The organism is Haloarchaeobius amylolyticus, from assembly GCF_042678045.1.
In the GTDB taxonomy this organism is placed as follows: domain Archaea; phylum Halobacteriota; class Halobacteria; order Halobacteriales; family Natrialbaceae; genus Natrinema; species Natrinema amylolyticus_A.
In genome coordinates, this window is sequence record NZ_JBHUDI010000009.1 from 275,596 (window position 1) to 293,964 (window position 18,369).

Below are 18,369 nucleotides of genomic sequence, written 5' to 3' on the forward strand. Positions count from 1 at the left end.
GTCGAGACAGTCAGCTCGTCTCTACTCGTCTTTCCACTTGATCGAACAGCCCTGCGAGGGCTGCCACTCGAGGTCGACCGCCTCGCCGGCCAGCACGGCGTCGATCGCCTCGCGGATGTGGAACCGGGTCGGCTCGTCGTCGGGGTTCAGCGCGTCGTCGAGGCGCCCGTGATAGACCAACTCGAAGCCGGAGTCAGTGTTCGTAAACAGGAACGGGTCGGGCGTACAGACCGCGCCGTACGCGCGGGCGACGTCCTGACTCTCGTCGCGCAGATAGGCGTCGTACTGGATCGTTCCCTCCTCGACACGTTTGCGCATCACCTCGAAGGAGTCCTCGGGGTACTCCTCGGCGTCGTTGGGGTTGATCCCGACGACCGCGACGTCGTCGTACTCGGCGGCCAGCTCGTTCAACAGGTCGAACTTCGCCTGCGCGTACGGGCAATGGTTGCAGGTGAAGACGACCAGCAATGCCTCGTTGTCGGCAAACGACTCGAGCGTGTACGTCTCGCTGTCGACGCCTTCGAGTTCGAAGTCGGGTGCGGCGTCGCCGGCCTCGAGTTCGGGTTCGGATTCCGTCAGTACCATGCCCGATTGTTCGGCTCGTTCGTCCTTAATCGTCCCGCCCGGCTCGCATACAGACTTGGCTGACTGTCAGGAGAGTCGTGACAGCGTATTTTTGACGCGCGGATCGTCGATCCAGGTATGCAAGGGCAAGGACTACGCTGGCTCCAGATGACCGACGACGAGATCGACGAGTTCCTCGGCCGCGGTGGAACGGGGGTCCTCTCGTTTGCCACCGGGTCAGACGAGCCGCCGGTTTCGATCCCGATCTCGTACGGCTACAACGCCGACGAAGGGTTATTGTACTATCAGCTCTCGACGCCACAGGACAGCCGGAAAGCCGACCTCGTCGACAAACCGGTCTCCTTCGTCGTGTACGACCAGACCGACAGTCGGTGGGAGAGTATCGTCGCGACGGGGACGCTCGACGACATCGAGGGCAAACCGTACGAGTCCAGTGCAGTCCAGGGAATGTGGGCGATCGAGATTCCGCGCGTCGATATCTTCGAACGACCGCGAGAAGAGGTCACGTTCCACTTTTTCAGCCTCAATCCCGACACGCTGACGGGACGGAAAGAGGTTCCATCCCGTTCCTGACCGGCATTCCGTCTAGCCTGCTCGTCGGAATCGGTCGCTCCGCGGCTCGTGACGACTTACATATTTGTACCTTCAGGATCATCGACGGGGTATGAAGACGCTCGAGGTCACCGACGAACAGTACGCCTTTATCCAGCACCTCCGAGAGGAGATCTCCGAATCGGTCGTCGGCAAGTACGGCTTCGTCCGCGAACGGGACGCCGTCCAGTTCCTGATCGACAATCTCGACGGCGAGATCGAACTCGACGCCGACGAGTTCGACTCCTCGGCGACCGACGACGTTGCGGCCTCCGTCGGCGCCGCCATCGACGGCGACGATGACCCTCACGAACTCGAGGAAGTCTCCTACATCGAAGACGAGGCGGCAACCGCCGACGATCGGCTGGATGACGGCCCCGACCTCGAGCCCGAGGAGACCGACACGGCGGCGACCGATGATGAATCCGCAGCGGGCGAACCGGAGACGGACGACGAATCGGGTGCGGAGTCGGATGCGGTCGACGAGATCGATGCGCACAGCGACAAAGACGCTGCTGCGGACAGTACCGACGACGGCCCTGCTGCGAGTGGATCGACCGACGACGGCAGCGACGGGGACGGATCGGCCGACGATGACGACATGTTAGACGAGATGATGAGCCTGCTCGAGACCCACGACGACAAGTGGCGAGAGTCGAGTTCGGCGGACTACCGGTACGCCGTCGACCTCCCCGACGGCTCGACCGAACAGGTCCAGACGAAAGACGACGTGCGGGCGTTGCTGTTCAAGAACTACCGCTGAGATGGTCTACTGTACCCATGTCTCGGCGCACCCGCGACCTGTCCTGCAGGTGTGCCGGCACCCACTGACAGTAGTCCGTATAATAGCCCTGGTCACGAATGACGTACAGTCCTCAGCGCATCCGAGCGAGCAATCACGCGGGACGTAGTCCGTCGCCGGTGCGAGGAACGCGACAAGAACGTTAGACCTTTACTCGCGCTCGCGCTTCGAAGGGATATGAGCGAACGCGAGGTGCTCGAGTTGCTTCGTGAGAACGCGCGATACTCCGCGGCCGATATCGCGCGAATGACCGACCTCGAGGAAGACGAGGTCGAGGCAGCCATCGAGGAACTCGAGGCAGCAGGTCTGGTACGTGGCTACCAGGCAGTCGTCGACTGGGATCGGCTCGAGGACGAGCGCGTCCGCGCCGAGGTCGAGTTGAACGTCCGTCTCGACCGCGAGACGGGCTACGACGACATCGCAGAGCGCCTCGCACGGTTCCCACAGGTCACGGCGTTGCGGCTGGTCAGCGGCGACTACGACTTCGACATGGAAGTCGAGGGCGACTCCATCCGCGAAGTCTCGCAATTCATTAGCGAAAAGGTCGCGCCCGTCCCCGAGATCACCCAGACGGTCACCCACTACGTGATGACCTCCTACAAGGAAAACGGGATCGAACTCGGTGACGGCGAGGACGACGACCGCCTCTCCTATTCACCCTGACAATGACGTTCGAACTGTCAGACCGGGTGCAGGCGGTCCCGCCGTCGGGCATCCGCCGGTTCTTCGAGATCGCCGAGGAACGCGACGAGGTCATCTCGCTTGGCGTCGGCGAGCCCGACTTCGCGACGCCGTGGGCGGCCCGCGATGCCGCGATCACCTCCTTAGAGCAGGGCAAGACCTCGTATACGGCAAATCGCGGCAAGCGCGAACTCCGCGAGGCGATCGCCGACTACGTCGCCGACCGGTTCGAGCTGGGCTACGATCCCGACGAGGAAATCATCGTCACCGCCGGCGCCAGCGAGGCCGTCGATCTGGCCTTCCGTGCGTTCGTCAACCCCGGCGACACGGTCGCGATCGCCCAGCCGGCGTACATCTCCTACGAGCCCGGCGTGATCTTCGCCGGCGGCGAGGTGCTGTCGGTCCCGACGAGGGAGGAAGACGACTTCCGACTCACCGTCGAGGGTCTCGAGGAGGCCGGCGCAGCCGACGCCGACGTGCTCGTCCTCTGTTATCCCAACAACCCGACGGGGGCGATCATGCCCGAGGAGGATCTAGAGCCGATCGCCGAGTTCGCCCGCGAACACGACCTGACGGTCTTCTCGGACGAGATTTACGCCGAACTCACCTACGACGGCGACCATACGTCGATCGCGAGCCTCGAGGGGATGCGCGAACGCACCATCGTCTTCAACGGCTTCTCGAAGGCCCACGCGATGACCGGCCTCCGACTCGGCTACGCGCTCGGACCCGCCGACGCGATCGGTGCGATGAACAAGATCCACCAGTACACGATGCTCTCGGCCCCGACGACGGCCCAGTACGCCGCGCTCGAGGCGCTGGACTCTTGTGACAACGACGTCGCGGAGATGGTCGAGGAGTACGATCGTCGCCGGCGGTTCGTCCTCTCGCGGTTTCGCGAGATCGGCATGGACGTCTTCGAGGCCAAGGGCGCGTTCTACTGCTTCCCCGAGGTGCCCGAGGGCTTTACCGCCGAGGAGTTCGCCGAGGCAGTCCTCCGCGAGCAAGGTGTCGCGGTTGTCCCCGGCGACGTCTTCGGCGATGTCGGCGAGGGGCACCTGCGAGTCTCGTATGCGACTGGCTTAGAAGACCTCCGGAAAGCACTGAATCGGATCGAGGCGTTCGTCGCGGACCACGCCTGATACGGGCACCTGTCAATCAGTGCCGGCACATCTGCGACATAGTGCGTGTGCTCTGGGACACAGTAATAACAGACCGTATGAACCGGGCTCGACGTCAGTCCCGGTTTGATCGAACGAGCGGATACCCGACCAGCTACGTCGGCGAACTGCTACTCAACGGACAGACACTGTTGGACACACCCCACAGTGACGCTCGGCCACGGCACTCAAATAGGGGGTTCACAAACAAATGGGCTGACTGGCCGTCGATGGTGTCAACGACTGTGAGAGGAACGAGTCTCGAGCGTGGGGAGAAGCCGAGTCGACCAGTGTGCGGAGGTGTCGCGCCGTGACGACGCGATCAGTCCCGATCGTCGATCGCGTCACCGACGCTTTCTTCGCGCTCGACACCGGCTTCCGGTTCACCTACCTCAACGAGCGGGCCGAGACGCTGCTGAAACGCTCCCGCGAGGAGCTGATCGGCCGGGTCATGTGGGATGAGTTCCCCCAGACCGTCGAGACGCAGTTCCCCGACGGGTTCCACCGCGCGATGGACGAACAGGTGCCGGTTTCCTTCGAGATCTATCACACCCACCTCGAGACGTGGTTCGAGGCCCGCGCCTATCCCTCCGAGACCGGACTTTCGGTCTACATGCGCGATGTCAGTGAGCGCAAGGCCCAGGAGACGACGCTGGCCCAACACGCCGCGGTCGTCGAGGCGATCCGCGATGCGGTCGTCACGCTGGATCGCAACCGCGAGATCGTCACCGTCAACGGCGCGACCGAGTCGGTTCTCGGCACATCCCGGTCACAGCTCGTCGGCGAACACGTCGAGACGCTGACCGAACTCGCGGGGATCGACGATGAACACGCCGTCGAGATCGGGCGGGCAATCACCGATGTCGACATCGGCACTGCCGACCGTCGCCAGCTCGAGTTACCGTATACTGGCCCCAAAGGCGACGACCGGATGGGCGAGTTCCGGTTCGTCCCGGTCGAGGACAACGCGGCGACCGTCGCCGCTATCGTCCGGGACGTCACCGAGCAACACGAGTACGACCGCGTCGTCACGTCGCTCCACGAGGTTACCCGGTGGCTCCTCGGCTCCGACGATCCCGAGGAGATCTGTGCGATCGCCGTTCACTCGGGCAGCGACCTGCTCGATCTGCCCATCAGCGGCATCTGGCTGCTCGAGGGCGACCAGGGCTATCTCGAGCCGGTCGCCGGAACTGCCAGAGCCTACGACGAGTTCGGCGGCCTCCCCCGATTCAATCCCGGCGAGGGCCTCGTCTGGGACGTCTTCGAGGCCGGTGATGTCGAACTGTTCGACGACCTCGTGGAGACCGATGGTCTCTACAATCCCGAGACGCCGCTTCGCTCGGAGATCATCGCGCCCATCGGCACTCACGGCGTGCTCATGACCGGCTCGTTCGACCCTCATCGGTTCGACGAAACCGACGTCGACCTCGTCTCGACGCTCGTCGAGAACACGCGCGCCGCCCTCGATCAGGCCGACCGGGAGCAGGTCCTTAGAGACCGGACCGCCGAACTCGAGCGCCAGACCGAACGCCTCGAAGCCGTCGCGGACATCCTCTCGAGCGACCTCCAGCACCAACTCGACGCGGTCGCCGACGCGCTCGATGACGACGACGCCGACGAGTGGGAGTTCCCCCTCGCGGAGAACACCGTCGAAACCACGCTCGATCGGGCCGAACGCCTCGTCGACGACGTTCGCGAGTTCGCCCGTAACGCGACGGCCGTCGGCACCCGGAGCCGCCTTCGTCTCGAATCGGCGATCGCCGCTGCGGTCAGCGGCTCTCAGATCGACGAGGACGCACTCGTCGTCGACGCGACGGCTACGCTCCGGGCCGATCCCGACCGGTTCGTCCACCTCCTCGAGACGGCCTTCGATAGTGCCGCCGCACGAGCCGACGACGACGTGACGATCCAGATCGGCCTGGTCGGATTCGACGACGACGGGACGCGCGGCTTTTTCATGCTCGACGACGCTACCGAAATCCCTCCGAACGCACACGACCGCGTCCTCGATCCGACCGCCGACGACGAGACCGCGATCGACGGACTCGGCCTCGCGCTCGTCCGCGCTATCGCCGAAGCCCACGACTGGACGTGTACCGTCACCAACGGCCACAACGGTGGCACGCGGATCGAAATCCGGGATATCACGACCCTCGAGCGCCGTCTCTCGTAGCCCTACTCTTCGAGAGAATCGCGAGCGATGTCTTGACAGACCTGTCGGAACCCGTCCTGGTCCAGCAGTTCCGTCACGGTCTCGTGGACGCGGGCACGGAGAACGGCCATTCGATCAGTGAGTTCGGCGTACTCATGACTTGACTGGCGTTCGGGCTCCGTCGTTCGCTCGTTGAGCAGCGCTTTCCTCGACGCGAGCATGAACAGCTCCTGGAGTTGCTCGTCGTAGGTCGCCCGCAGACAGAGTTGCTCGATGACGCCGGTGAGTTCGCCCTGTGAGACCGGTTTGACGAGGTAGTCGTCGAATCCCAGTTCGACGATGTCGAAGTCGGGCTCGATCGCCGTTATTATCGTGATCTGACAGTCGAGCGATCGCTCACGGATGGTCTCGAGGACGGCCTCGCCAGAGCGGTCCGACAGCTGCCGATCGAGCAGGACGATATCGATCGTATCGTCGATCGTCTCGAGCGCGTCAGCGCCGTCAATAGCTGTCTCGACATCGTACTCGCCGTCGAGCCAGGCGGTATAGAGGGTGGCGAGATCGGGCTCGTCGTTGACGATCAGAATGGACGAGGTCTCAGTAGTCATCACGTTTTCCGGAACTGTCCATTTAGTGAACGAATGGGCTCGGCAGTATAATCAATATACCGGCCAATCGCGAAAAAGAGCCGCCGATCCGGCCGTTACTCGAGTTCGCGTTCGATCGTTGCGCGTCGCTCGCTGATCGCGCTGGCGTCGGTCTCGATCGTCCGGTCGCCGACGTCGATCGTGAGTCGACCGTCGTCGGTCGCGGTGCCGAGTTCGACGACGGGTGCGATGCCGTCGAACGCCTCGCGGACCGCCTCGACGGACTCGGTCTGGATCAGTGCGCGACCGGGCTGTTCGTGGAAGAGTTCGCCTGCGGGGTCGTCGCCCGGAAGCAACACCTCGAGGCCGGCGTCGTCGGTGACCATCTCGGCGAGCGCAACGGCGAGGCCGCCGTGACTGACGTCGTGGACGGCCAGCGTCGCGTCGTCGTCGGCGACCGCCGCCAACGTTTCGACGACGCTGGTGGGGTCGTCGGGCAGTTCGGGGAACCGGTCGCTGCCATCGAACTGGGCGAGGTACTCGGAGCCACCCAGTCGGGCGTCGCCTTCGAGGCCGAGGTCACCGACGAGAACCAGGTCGCCGTCGTCCTCGACCGACAGCGGCGGCGCGTCGTAGCCGTCTTTGGCACCGACCATCGCCAGCGTCGGCGTCGGCGGGATCGGGCCCGCAACGGAGTCGTTGTACAGCGAGACGTTCCCGCCGACGACCGGTGTCGACAGGGTCTCACACATCTCGGCGAGGCCATCGACGATACCAGTGAAGCCACCATAGACGTCGTCTTTCTCCGGGTTCCCGCCGTTGAGACAGTCCACGGCCGCGAGCGGCGTCGCGCCCTTAGCCGCGATGTTCGTCGCGTTCTCGAGGGCGACCGCGCGGGCACCCTCGTAGGGTGCGACGTCGGTCCAGTTGGGTGCCGCACCCGAGGAGATCGCTAGTCCCTGTTCGGCTTCTCGAACCGCGATAATAGCCGCGTCGTCGCCCGGCCCCACGCTCGTGCGGACGCCGACCTCGTGGTCGTACTGGCGGTAGACCCACCGCTTCGAGGCCGTGTTCGGACTCGCGACGACGGCGTCGAACGCCTCCTCGAGATCGGCATCTGGGAGGTCGGTTTCGGGTTGTTCGGGTTCTTCGGTCGGGAGGTCGTTCATCGGCGCGCCTTCGCCGAGGAAGTAGGCGTCGACGTCGACGACCGTCTCGCCCTCGAACGTACAGACGTAGTTGCCGTCGGTGACCTCGCCGATGACCGAACAACCGAGGTCGAACCGCTCGGCGATCTCGCGCACGCGCTCGACGTTGTCCGGCTCGACCTCGTAGCACATCCGCTCCTGGGACTCGGCGAGCAGGATCTCCATCGCGTTCATGTTCGGCTCGCGCTGGTGGACGCGCTCGAGTTCGATGTGGGCACCGAGGTCGGCTTTGGCGACCATCTCGCTCGAGGCACCGCCGAGGCCGGCGGCACCGAGGTCGCGGGCCGATTCGATCAGGTTCTCGTCGACGAGTTGCTCGTTGGCCTCGATGAGCAGCTTCTCGGCGTAGGGATCGCCGACCTGGACTGCGGGGCGGTCTTCGGTTTCGGCGTCTTCGGCGAGGTCCTCGCTGGCGAAGCTTGCGCCGCCGAGTCCGTCACGGCCGGTGGCGTTGCCGACGAGGACGAGTTTGTTGCCTGGCTCCTGGGCCTCGGCGGTGACGAGTCGCTCCTCGTTGGTCAGCCCAACGCAGGCGACGTTGACCAGCGGATTGCCCTCGTATTTGGGGTGGAAGTCGACGCTGCCGGCGACCGTTGGGACGCCGATACAGTTGCCGTAGTGGCTGATTCCCTCGACGACGCCCTCGAAGAGGTACTTCGAGTGATCGGCGTCGAACTCGCCGAAGTATAGCGAGTCCGCGAGTGCGATCGGGTACGCGCCCATCGAAAGCGTGTCCCGGACGATACCACCGACGCCGGTCGCCGCGCCGTCGAACGGGTCGACGTAGGAGGGGTGGTTGTGGCTCTCGATCCCCATCGTGATGTACGTGTCACCAGCCCCATCCCCGTCGCTGTCGGGGAGGGCAACGACTGCCGCGTCGTCGCCTGGCCCGATGACGACGTTCTCGCCCTCGCTGTCGAACGCCGACAGCAGCGGTCGCGAGGAGCGGTACGCACAGTGCTCGCTCCAGAGGTTCTCGAACAGCGCCGCCTCCGCCCGGGTGGGCTCTCGGTCTAACTCGGAGACGACGAGTTCGCGGTCCGAATCGGCAAGACTCATTCATCTAGGTGATGAAAGTCGGCCGGTAAAGGGGTTTCTATATGCACGTTCGTGAACATCGATTTCGGTCGCTCGAGCGGCTGGTTCGCAGTCGAGCGCTCGACGCCAGGAAAACGAAGCAGGAGTTTACTGATATCCGACGTGACGCGCCGCGACGTCCTTATGCGAAGTCGAGGTCGAACTCGAGGGAGACCTGGTTCGTCACGTTGTCGTACAGCGGCGACGTCTCGAGTACTTCCTCGTGTAACGCCTCGAGTTCCTCGTCATCGGCGTCCGCGTCGATGTGGGTCGTCGCACGAATCTCCTCGTATCCTGCCCGGACCTCGTCGCTCAGCCCGAGGAAGCCCCGCAGGTCGATGTCGCCCTCGAACTCGAATCGCATGTCGTCGATTTCGATGCCCTTCGCGGCGGCGTGGCCCGCGTAGGTCACGCTGAGACACGAGCCGATAGCAGCCAGGAGGTGTTCGACCGCGTTCGGGCCGGTCCGTTCGCCGAGCAATGCCGCTGGTTCGTCGCCGGTTACGGTGAACTCCGGCGATTCGATCGTCGTCTCGTTCTGTTCGAAGTCGCTAATGCGTGTCTCGCTGGCGAAGCCACCCGTCCACTCCGTCTCGGCACGGAACGTGAACGACGCTTGCTCCGGCTCTGCAGAGACGCCTTCGATGAGCGACTCGAGTTCGTCGACGTCGAGTCCGTTTACGTCGGTCATGAGTGTATTGTACAACACTCTCTTCCCCACAAACGTGCATAACCCTTTCGAAGTGGACACAACATCTAATGTCGGGTTAGCAATAACCAACAATATTCTCGGTATGATTCACAGCAAATGTTTCGGATTCCTGGGATCGGTTGCGGTCGACGCTAGTTGTCTAACGAGGGGAAACGAACAGTACCGGCGTCTTCGTACCGTTTTTCCGATCCAGTCATGCGCGACAGCACGGCTCGGAACCAGTTGGACGCCGAGTATAGATACCCAACCTCATTCGGAAATAATGTTTCTTTCCACCGAGTTTACAACCGGGCCGGCGCTACCTGGTATTGGATAGTATCTGCATGACTCTGAAGAACGGAATCGATATGGAGAAGTTCGAACAGCTCACTGCCGCTGCCGAGGACGACCCGGAAAACGCCGACTTCCGGTTTTTCGCGGAAACGGAGTGGACCGGCGATACGACGTGTGAAACAACCGTCAGCGAGATCGAGAAAGGGGGTACGCTCGTCGACTCGCCCGAGTTCACCATGGAAGGTGCGTTGTTCGGCCACCGTGACGCACCGAACGCACTCGAGCAGTTGCTTTCCTCGCTTGGGACCTGTCTAACGATTACCTACGCCGCCCACGGCGCAAAGCGTGACATCGAGATTTCCGAGATCCGCCTCGAGTTCGAGGGCCGGGCCGACATGCGCGGCCTCCTCGGACTCGCCGACGACGTCCGTCCCGGCTTCGATCGGATCGAGTGTACCGCACACATCGAGTCGCCCGCATCGACAGCCGAACTCGAGGAAGTACAGAAGGCCGCTCACGCGAGTTCGCCCATCCTCGACAATCTCGAGAACGAAGTGACGGTCGACATTCACCACGCGACAGCGGAGTAACGCGTCGTCGCGTTCGATCCGTGCGTACTCACTCTGGCCTCGACTGATCGAACGCTCGATCGCCGCTTTCGAGCCGGCTTCAAGCCCACTCGTTTTCCGTTTCGACACGCAGGCGTGATCGCGATTGGAGTGGCACGGCCAATCGAGTCGCTTTTGATCAGGCCGTCTAAACGTACGGTCGTGCTGTCGGTCGAACTCCACACGCACTCGTCGCTGTCGTACGACGGCCGTGATCCGGTCGAGCTCATCCTAGAGCAGGCCGAAGCCGTCGGTCTCGACGCGATCGCGGTGACCGATCACGACGAGATCGACGCGAGTCTCGAGGCCGTCGAGCGCGCCCCCGACTACGGTCTCGTCGGCATCCCGGGCATGGAGATCTCGAGTCAGGCTGGCCACATCCTGGGTCTTGGCCTCGAGGAGGCGGTGCCACCGGGGCTGTCGTTCGAGTCGACGCTCGAGGCGATCCACGACCAGGATGGCCTGGCGGTCATTCCACATCCCTTTCAGGAGGCTCGCCACGGCGTGATGGCCCGGATCTCTCGCGAGCAACTCGCGGCCGGCGACGCGATCGAGGTCTACAACTCGCGGCTGTTTACCGGCCGGGCGAACCGACAGGCCGAACGCTACGCACGGTCGCGGGACCTGCCGATGACCGCCGGCAGCGACGCCCATATCAGCGAGATGGTCGGGCAAGCGGTCACGCGCGTCGACGCCAAGGAGCGTTCCGCCGCGGCGATCCTCGCGGCGATCGCGGACGGCCGAACCACAGTAGAGGGAAAGCGCACGCCCTGGCGGATCAGCGTCCAGCAGTTCGCCGGCGGCGTCACGAGACGAGTCGGCCGTGTTCTGAACCTCTTCCGATGACCGAGCCAACGCTTCGCGGTGCCGATCCGACGACCGTTCGCGACGCACTCGCCGACGCCGAGTCGCTCCCGGGAACGACCGGCTTCGCCGGCGAGATCGACGGCCGCCTCGTTCGCGACGTCCTCGGACGAGTGCCCCTGTTCGTCGACACCGACCCCGCCGCCGCGAGTCCAAATCTGGCGTGGGCGTTCGAGCCGAGTGCGCTCGAAGAGCCGACGCTTTTCCCAGCCGGCGCGGCCGCACCCGTCGGTGAACCGCTTCCCGAACCGGAGTCATGCTGGTCGCTGCCCGATCCGATCCCCGAATCGGACCACGAGACCGCCATCGACGCCCTCGAGCGCGCTATCCAGACGGCAACCGACGCCGTCCGGCGGAACGATCGAGACGTCGCCGTCGCCTTCTCCGGCGGCGTCGACTCGGCGCTGGTCGCCGAACTGCTCGACGCGCCGCTGTACGTCGTCGGCTTCCCCGACAGCCACGACGTCGAAGCCGCGCGGACGGCTGCCGACGCGATGGGCCGCGAGCTCACGATCGTCGACCTCGAGCCGGCCGACCTCGAGCGCGCCGTCCCCGAGGTCGCACGGGCGATCGGGCGAACGAACGCGATGGACGTCCAGATCGCCCTGCCGCTGTATCTGGTCGGCGAACGCGTCGCCGCCGACGGGTTCGACGCGCTCGCGGTCGGACAGGGAGCCGACGAACTGTTCGGCGGCTACGAGAAAGTCGTCCGTCTCGACCACCGGGTCGATGCCGAGACGGTCCGCGGGGCCGTCCGCGAGGGGATCAGGAGCCTGCCCGAGCAACTCCCGCGGGACGTGCTGACGATCGAGGCGACGGGACTCGAGCCGGTCGCGCCGCTGCTTCACGACGCCGTCGTCGCGGCCGCGCTTCGCCTGCCGGACGAGCTGCTGGCCGACGAGGACGAGCGAAAACGTGGCTTCCGACGCGTGGCGACTCGCCACCTCCCGACCGAGGTCGCAACCCGGGACAAGAAGGCCGTCCAGTACGGCAGCCTCGTCGCCCGCGAACTCGACCGCCTCGCCCGCCAGGCCGGCTACAAGCGCCGGATGGACGACCACGTCACCAAGTACGTCGCGTCGCTGCTCGAAGACGCGCCGCAGTCGCCCGGTTCCGACTGACTGCGATTAGGACGGCATCGGACAGAGACTCGCAGTGAAAACGACCGTCTCGTCGGTTTCGTTTCTCGCGCCGTGGACGACGCCGCGCTCGTGGTGGACAACGCCGGGTGCATCGATTTCCTCGGTCTCATCTCCCTGAACGACCGTGACCGTCCCCTCGAGCACGTGAAAGACGTTCGTACTCTCGCCGTGGTCGTGAGCCTCGAGTTCCGCGTCCGGTCCGAGGGCGAACGCTTTCACGAGGACATCGTCGCTGACGACCAGTTCCGTGGTTTCGATCTCGCCGTCGGCTGGCTCGAGGTCGGTGATCGCATCGGCGTATTCGTCGCGCATATCGAGTCGATTCGACGGACAGGGTTATAACGGCAGGGGAGAGAAACGAGGGAGTCGGCCGCCGGTGTGGCGGATGCGCTTAGTCTTCCGTCTCGGTCGGCAGCTTGTTCGCCGGTTCCTGCGTAACGTTTTCCGAGACCGTCCGGCGGTTGGTCTCGCCGACCCGATCGGCGACCTCGCCGACGACGTCCTCGAGGTGGCTCTGGACCTCGCTGTCGTCGTTTTTGACGAGGGCACCTTGGCTGCCGTCGGCCCCGAAGTCGGGGTGGATCGGAATCCGACCCAGCAGTGGGATGTCGTACTTGTCGACGATGGTGTCAGCACCGCTGGTGCCGAACAGACCGTGCTGGTCGCCACAGGACGGGCAAATAAAGGAGCTCATGTTCTCGACGACGCCCAGGACGGGAGTGTCGTGTTTGTTGAACATCTGGATCCCCTTGCGGGTGTCGTCGAGTGCCATCTCCTGGGGCGTCGTGACGACGACGGCACCGGTGACGGGCATCGACTGCAGCAGGTTCAGCGTCGCGTCGCCGGTCCCCGGCGGGAGGTCGACGATCAGGTAGTCGAGTCGGCCCCACTCGACGCCCTCGAGGAACTTCATCATGAATTTGTTGACCATCGGTCCCCGGAGGATCGCGGGGTCGTCCTCGTTTTCCATCATCATGCCCATGCTGATGATGCGAACGCCGTCCGAGCGCGGCGGGACGATCTCCTCGTTGGGCGTGACGCCGGGGTCGCTCTCGGCCGGGAGGATCTGAGGGACGTTGGGTCCGTGAATGTCGGCGTCGAGCAGTCCGACCATCGCACCGCGTTTCTCGAGTCCGGCCGCCAGGTTGGCCGCGACCGTCGTCTTGCCCACGCCACCTTTGCCCGAGGAGACGGCGATGACGTTGCGAACGCGTGGCAAGACCTCGTCGTCGAAGCCGTGTTCCTCGCCGACGTGTGCCCGCAGGTCGGCCTCGAGGCCGGCGTCTTCGATGACGTCGCGGATCTGGTTGCCGATCTCCATCTCGGAGGGTGCATACGGCGCGTTGAACGCAAGCGAGATACGGGCGGTCTCGTCGTCGATCGTGACGTCGTTGACCAGCCCGAGCGAGACGATGTCCTCGCCGATGTCCGGATCCTCGACCTCCTCGAGTTTGATTTCGAGCTCGTGTGCTGTGATGGTCATAATGTCGGTGTGCTAGCCGTAGGAAAGGCCTGGAACGGGATACGTGTGATGGTTCGAGCGTCGAGACTGACAGACGGAGTTGGGACTGTCGAGGTGGACTGTCCGGCTGCAAAAGATGAAAACGATATTCGGATGCGATACGGGAGTCGGTTACGGCGGGCCGACGCTACTGATCGGCTCCGGTGGGCCGCCGTAGAAGACGACGCCGATCAGGACGGTCAGGATGAACATCCCGACCCACATCGAGGTCGTCAGACCGACGAGATAGCCCACGCCGAGCAGTCCGGACGACGTGTCGCGGGGCTTCCCGAGGAACCATGCTGCGAGCATGATGTAGACCGGGACCAGGATGATCGCGAAGATGACCCAGGTCCCCTCGTTGGGGAAGCCGGTGAAGCCGGCCGTGCCGTCGTAGCCGTGATACAGGAGTTCTGTTGGGATCGTTGTCAGTGCTGGACTCATGCTTCCACCTCCGGTTCGGTCGCCTCGTCACCGTGTGCGTGGTCGCCACGCATGTGTTCGACGGCGTGGAGCTCGACCACTGGGACGAGCTTCGAGACGTTGAGGAATAAAAGTGCCACCAGTCCAGCCGTGCCAGCGAGCGACAGCCACTCGATCAGGCTCGGGAAGTAGGTCCCGGGCGTGTTGGCGTAGATGTCGAACACCGGGTGCTTGAACCCTTCGACAACGAACAGGACCTTCTCGGTCAGCGTCCCCGTGAGAATGACCCCGCTGGCGAGGAGCGCTCGCTTCTTGCTGAACAGCGACGGACGGATCGCCTGCAGGAAGATGTACACGAGCGTGCTGAAGATCATGAACATCGCGATCTGGTACAGCGGGTGAGCGAGCTTCGCTTCGGCCGAGACTGCCTTCGCGTTTGGTCCGAGGAAGACGCCGTTGAGGACGAACTGGAGCTGGAACCAGAGGAACAGCAGGGTGAAGAATCCGAGCCACAGGAGCAGCCCGCGGAAGATGTCGTCAGTGATGATGTGGTCCCAGTCGTACGCGCGGCGGAACGCATACGAGATGATGGTCACACCACCGATCGCCGACATCAGCGCGATGCTCAGGAACATCGGTCCCTGAATGCCGCCGGTCCAGGCGGGCATCGCCGGAAGCAGTGCGAACAGCCACGGGATAACGCCACCGTGGAGCAAGAGCGGGGCCATGATGATGACTGCGGCTGCGAGCCACCAGACCATCCGCTCGATGACCTCGTCTTCTTCTTTGGTGTAACCGATCGTCATGATCTTGTAGATCGGTTCGAAGCGGTCAGGGAGCTGATCGCGCAGTCGGTTAACGTCGTATCGGAGCGTGAGCGCGAGATAGGTCGCCGACAGCACGAAGTAGGCCGTAATGACCGTCACGTCCCACACCAGCGGCGAGTTGTTGACCGTGATGTGGTAGTGACCGATGACGCTCGTAACCATCCGGTCCGGTCGGCCCATGTGGACCAGAATGTAGAAACCGGCGGCCGAGAGGCCACCAATGGTCGTCATCTCCGCGAGTCGGGCGATCGGCATGTACCGATCCATCCCGAGCAGCCGGACGGCAGCCGAGAGGATGATACCGCCGTGTGCGACACCGACCCACCAGATGAACGCGCCGATGTACAGTCCCCAGGTCGAGCCACCACCGGAGCCCCAGTCACCGAGCCCGGTGACGACCAGTCCCTGCTGGAGCTGGTAGGCCCAGCCCACGAGGAAGGCCACGAGGCCCAGGGTCGCGATGCCGTATAGGATGAAGTACTTCTTCGTGAGCGTGTTGACAGGACGAAGGATGTCCGCTTCGGTTGGCTCCTTCGTGCTCATAGCGACACCCCGTCAACGCGACCGACGGTCTCTTCATCGAGTTTTTCCTGCCGCTTGTCGAGGAGACCGGCGTCTTCGTACTTGGTCGGCCCTTCGACCTGGTAGGCGTTCGAATCGGGCTCCGCACCGAGGTACGTGACGTTCGGGTTCGTCCCGATGTCGTCGAGCAGATTGAACGTGCTCGGCTTGCCCACGTACTGCTGGAGCTGGGCCCGTGCCTCCTGCTCGCTACCGTCGGCGAGGCGCAGCGTCTCGAGGGCCTCCTCGCTCTCGAGGTCGACGTACTCTTCGATGGCGTCGAGGGACTCGAGAATGGTCCGTTCGTTCTGGAGCAGGGTGCTGTTCTTGTTGTCGTCAGGCTCGAGTCGTTCGCTGATGATGTCGATCGCTTTCATCATCGACAGCACTTCCACGTCGAAGGTGCTGTCGTTGGCGGCGTCGAGGGCCTCGATTGCGGACTCAACGTCGTCGCCCTCGCTGAGCGTTTCGTCGACCGTGTCCGGCTCCGGAACGTACCGGCCGCTGCTGATGTGGTCGCCGCTCAGGTGGGCGACGGCTCGACTCTTGACCGGATGCTCGCGGTGCTGGTAGGAGTCACTGCGCTCGTCGTTGACGTCACCGAACTGGATCGCGTTCGGCGGACAGGCCGATTCACAGGCGGTCGTCCCGACCTGCTCTTCGCCCTGCTTGCCGTCCTGCATGGTCGGGCAGAACGTACACTTGCTCATGACGCCACGCGGGGCACGACTGTCGACCCACCGTTCGCCGTATTCGTACTCGGCGTGCGTGATCTCGTCAGGGTCCTCGGGGTCCTCGAGGCCGTCGATGTCCTCGTAGGCCACCTCGGGTTCTTCCCACTGGAAGTAGTTGACGCCGTACGGGCAGGCGACCTGACAGTATCGGCAGCCGATACAGACGTCATAGTCGGTCAGCACGATCCCGTCCTTGTCGCGAGTGTGACGGGCGGTCGTCGGGCAGACCTTCTCACAGGGGGCGTCCGTGCAGTGCTGGCACGGTCGCACGAGCATGTTGAAGTCGCTTCCCATGTTGAAGTCCGTGTAGGCGCCGGAGTCGGTCAGACCTTGCCCACCATCGGGAGAAGAGTGATTGCGGTCCTCCCAGGCCATGACGTACATCCAGTTGACGCCTGCGTCGAGGTCGTTCTCCTCTTGACAGGCCGTCATACAGGTGAGGCAGCCGTCACAGCGTTCCAGGTCGATCGTCATGCCCCACTGGGTATCGGGCTTCTCGTGGGTCTCAGTGGCACCGTGGCCGCCTTCTTCGGCGACGCTGGCCTCGGGACCGTCGTCGACGGTGCCCCACGCACCGACGCCGACGGCTGCCGCGCCGACACCCATCTTCTTCATCGTTTCGCGACGGGTCTGCTCGCCGTCACCGTCGAACTTGTCGAGCATTCGGGAGAACGTGCCCTTGGCCTCTTCCTGGGCCTTCTCGTAGGCCTCCTTGGTCGGGCGCTCGTCCTCGCCGAACTCCTCCATCACGTCCTCGTGATATTTCTCGTGGAATTCGGCCTCAGAAAGCTCGCCTTTGGTGACCCGCATCGCGTCGCGAGCCATGTCCATACCGAGTTGACTATCGTACTCGGTATCGTCGAGCATCGACTCGAGTTCGCCTTCCCACTCATTTCCGAGTGGATGGAATGATTCGTCATCCGTACTCATCAGATCAGAACACCTCTGAATATGACACTGGTGTCATGCCGAGAGTACTTGACGGCATGCACTTGAAATCGTTCATTTGTGGTTCCTCGTCCGCGTCTCACAACCAGACTTAGATGAAATATGGAGCCGATTTCCACCGTGTGAGAATCGGGGCGATTATGTTCGGGAGTATAAGTCAGTGCTCGTTGGACCGATACCGAGATCGCGCGGTAACAAACGAGACGAGCGCGGTTTCACGCCTTCGCGAGCCGCTCCTCGAGACCATCCTCCGTGGCGACGTCTGGGAGTTCGTTGACGAATCCTTTGACGATCCGCCCCTCGGCCCGGTGGAGTATCTCGCTACACGTCGATTTGGCGATGCCGAGACGAGTAGCGACGTCCGTCAGCGAACAACACCGCGGGGTGTCGTAGTATCCCGCGTCGACGGCAGTGACGAGGACTTCGCGCTGGCGGTCCGAGAGGAGGTGCTGCTCGTGGAACCGCTCCCGGACGTGCTCGATCCGATACTCCAGGCCGAAGTACTCGAGTTGGTCGGCGAACGCGCTCAACCGCTCCCGGGAGCCAATCGCGTCGATCGTCGCCTGCCCGTCTTCTATCTCGACCGGGAGTTCGATCGGCATGCCCGACTCGCGGGAGGAAAACAGCAAGAGCGGCGCGGTAGTTTCGAAGTGGATCGTCGCTTCGTCGTCGTCCCACTGGACGAGTGAGCAGTCGGTGAGTTGCGAGTGATCGTCCATCGCGTCGACGATCTCGGAGACCGCCGTGCTGGCGATCCGGACGAGGGCGAAGCCGGAGTCGGTGCCAGGAACGGCCGCCAGCACCCGAAACGTGGCCTCGGGGAACTGTGTCGAAACCTGTTGGATCCAGAGTTCCTCAGGCAGCGTGAGCGTGAGCGTGGCGTGAGCCATACGAGCGCATTCGAACCGAACGTATATACCGGTGACTACGACC

At 63.7% G+C, this 18,369-nt stretch carries 18 protein-coding genes; 8 read left to right on the plus strand and 10 right to left on the minus strand.

Annotated features, from left to right (window positions below; genetic code table 11):
* Window positions 1-21: 21 nt before the first annotated feature.
* Window positions 22-585 (minus strand): thioredoxin family protein, encoded by a 564-nt coding sequence (locus tag ACFR99_RS15085; RefSeq protein ID WP_390288804.1) that lies wholly within the window; start codon window positions 583-585, stop codon window positions 22-24.
* 117 nt (window positions 586-702) lie between these two features.
* Here ACFR99_RS15085 and ACFR99_RS15090 point away from each other — a divergent pair, with 117 nt between their 5' ends.
* The 5 genes from ACFR99_RS15090 to ACFR99_RS15110 all read left to right on the plus strand — a co-directional run bounded on the left by ACFR99_RS15090 (window position 703) and on the right by ACFR99_RS15110 (window position 5,992).
* Window positions 703-1,158: a pyridoxamine 5'-phosphate oxidase family protein gene (locus ACFR99_RS15090; RefSeq protein WP_390288807.1), complete on the plus strand. Its 456-nt coding sequence runs from the start codon at window positions 703-705 to the stop codon at window positions 1,156-1,158.
* Window positions 1,159-1,249: 91 nt separating this feature from the next.
* Window positions 1,250-1,939 carry a hypothetical protein gene (locus ACFR99_RS15095; protein WP_390288810.1) on the plus strand — a complete coding sequence of 230 codons (690 nt, stop codon included), beginning with the start codon at window positions 1,250-1,252 and terminating at the stop codon, window positions 1,937-1,939.
* Window positions 1,940-2,155: 216 nt separating this feature from the next.
* The gene (locus ACFR99_RS15100) at window positions 2,156-2,641 is read left to right on the plus strand and encodes an Lrp/AsnC family transcriptional regulator (protein ID WP_373616694.1); all 486 of its coding nucleotides are present in this window, start codon (window positions 2,156-2,158) and stop codon (window positions 2,639-2,641) included.
* 2 nt (window positions 2,642-2,643) lie between these two features.
* Entirely contained in the window at window positions 2,644-3,801 is a 1,158-nt protein-coding gene (locus ACFR99_RS15105; protein WP_390288814.1) for a pyridoxal phosphate-dependent aminotransferase, read from the plus strand.
* Between the two features lie 328 nt (window positions 3,802-4,129).
* Entirely contained in the window at window positions 4,130-5,992 is a 1,863-nt protein-coding gene (locus ACFR99_RS15110; RefSeq protein WP_390288817.1) for a PAS domain-containing protein, read from the plus strand.
* 2 nt (window positions 5,993-5,994) lie between these two features.
* Here ACFR99_RS15110 and ACFR99_RS15115 read toward each other — a convergent pair whose 3' ends face one another.
* From ACFR99_RS15115 to ACFR99_RS15125, 3 genes are all read right to left on the minus strand, one after another.
* Window positions 5,995-6,579 (minus strand): HalX domain-containing protein, encoded by a 585-nt coding sequence (locus ACFR99_RS15115; protein ID WP_390288820.1) that lies wholly within the window; start codon window positions 6,577-6,579, stop codon window positions 5,995-5,997.
* Between the two features lie 95 nt (window positions 6,580-6,674).
* Window positions 6,675-8,825 (minus strand): phosphoribosylformylglycinamidine synthase subunit PurL, encoded by a 2,151-nt coding sequence (gene purL, locus ACFR99_RS15120; RefSeq protein ID WP_390288823.1) that lies wholly within the window; start codon window positions 8,823-8,825, stop codon window positions 6,675-6,677.
* Between the two features lie 160 nt (window positions 8,826-8,985).
* The gene (locus ACFR99_RS15125) at window positions 8,986-9,534 is read right to left on the minus strand and encodes an OsmC family protein (RefSeq protein WP_390288826.1); all 549 of its coding nucleotides are present in this window, start codon (window positions 9,532-9,534) and stop codon (window positions 8,986-8,988) included.
* A 344-nt stretch (window positions 9,535-9,878) separates the two neighbouring features.
* On the opposite strand from ACFR99_RS15125, the gene ACFR99_RS15130 reads away from it, so the two are divergent.
* The 3 genes from ACFR99_RS15130 to ACFR99_RS15140 all read left to right on the plus strand — a co-directional run bounded on the left by ACFR99_RS15130 (window position 9,879) and on the right by ACFR99_RS15140 (window position 12,421).
* Complete coding sequence (locus ACFR99_RS15130) at window positions 9,879-10,418, plus strand: OsmC family protein (protein ID WP_390288829.1); 540 nt, start codon at window positions 9,879-9,881, stop codon at window positions 10,416-10,418.
* Between the two features lie 180 nt (window positions 10,419-10,598).
* Window positions 10,599-11,282: a PHP domain-containing protein gene (locus ACFR99_RS15135; RefSeq protein WP_390289127.1), complete on the plus strand. Its 684-nt coding sequence runs from the start codon at window positions 10,599-10,601 to the stop codon at window positions 11,280-11,282.
* On the plus strand, window positions 11,279-12,421 hold the full coding sequence (locus ACFR99_RS15140; protein ID WP_390288832.1) for an asparagine synthase-related protein: 1,143 nt from the start codon (window positions 11,279-11,281) through the stop codon (window positions 12,419-12,421). Before ACFR99_RS15135 ends, ACFR99_RS15140 begins: the two co-directional genes overlap by 4 nt.
* A gap of 6 nt (window positions 12,422-12,427) precedes the next feature.
* Here ACFR99_RS15140 and ACFR99_RS15145 read toward each other — a convergent pair whose 3' ends face one another.
* From ACFR99_RS15145 to ACFR99_RS15170, 6 genes are all read right to left on the minus strand, one after another.
* Window positions 12,428-12,754, minus strand: a complete 327-nt coding sequence (locus tag ACFR99_RS15145) for a cupin domain-containing protein (protein WP_390288834.1) — start codon at window positions 12,752-12,754, stop codon at window positions 12,428-12,430.
* 79 nt (window positions 12,755-12,833) lie between these two features.
* Window positions 12,834-13,925: an Mrp/NBP35 family ATP-binding protein gene (locus ACFR99_RS15150; RefSeq protein ID WP_390288837.1), complete on the minus strand. Its 1,092-nt coding sequence runs from the start codon at window positions 13,923-13,925 to the stop codon at window positions 12,834-12,836.
* 150 nt (window positions 13,926-14,075) lie between these two features.
* Entirely contained in the window at window positions 14,076-14,387 is a 312-nt protein-coding gene (locus ACFR99_RS15155; protein WP_390288840.1) for a hypothetical protein, read from the minus strand.
* A complete protein-coding gene (nrfD, locus tag ACFR99_RS15160; protein WP_390288842.1) occupies window positions 14,384-15,736 on the minus strand; it encodes an NrfD/PsrC family molybdoenzyme membrane anchor subunit in 1,353 nt (450 codons plus the stop codon). Before nrfD ends, ACFR99_RS15155 begins: the two co-directional genes overlap by 4 nt.
* A complete protein-coding gene (locus tag ACFR99_RS15165) occupies window positions 15,733-17,418 on the minus strand; it encodes a 4Fe-4S ferredoxin N-terminal domain-containing protein (RefSeq protein ID WP_390288844.1) in 1,686 nt (561 codons plus the stop codon). The genes nrfD and ACFR99_RS15165 overlap by 4 nt, the downstream gene beginning before the upstream one ends.
* A 233-nt stretch (window positions 17,419-17,651) precedes the next feature.
* A complete protein-coding gene (locus ACFR99_RS15170; RefSeq protein WP_390288847.1) occupies window positions 17,652-18,326 on the minus strand; it encodes a helix-turn-helix domain-containing protein in 675 nt (224 codons plus the stop codon).
* Window positions 18,327-18,369 lie beyond the last annotated feature (43 nt).